The 403-nt window shown below is 62.8% G+C and carries 1 protein-coding gene; it reads right to left on the reverse strand.

Annotated elements, in window-relative coordinates:
• The coding region (locus tag D7V77_RS42855; protein ID WP_158624609.1) for an AAA family ATPase at positions 1–403 on the reverse strand (403 nt) is incomplete at both ends.

The following is a 403-nucleotide window of genomic DNA, read 5'->3' on the forward strand; positions in this document are numbered from 1 at the left end:
GCGTGCCGACAAGCGCTTGAGCTGGATCCGCGCGATCGATTCGATGTTGCGTTGGTCCAGCGCGTGGAACACCACCACCTCGACGATCCGGTTCAGGAACTCGGGGCGGAAATGCGTCTTCACTTCCTGCCACACGGCACCCTTGATCACGTCCGCCGGTTCGGTCGCCATCTGCTGGATGAGCTGCGAGCCGAGGTTCGACGTCATCACGATCACCGTGTTCTTGAAGTCCACCGTGCGGCCCTGGCCGTCGGTCAGGCGACCATCGTCCAGCACTTGCAGCAGCACGTTGAAGACGTCCGGGTGCGCCTTCTCCACTTCATCGAGCAGCACCACGCTGTACGGCTTGCGACGCACGGCTTCGGTCAGGTAACCACCTTCCTCGTAGCCGACATAGCCCGGC

This window comes from Corallococcus sp. CA041A (assembly GCF_003612075.1).
Classification (GTDB): domain Bacteria; phylum Myxococcota; class Myxococcia; order Myxococcales; family Myxococcaceae; genus Corallococcus; species Corallococcus exiguus.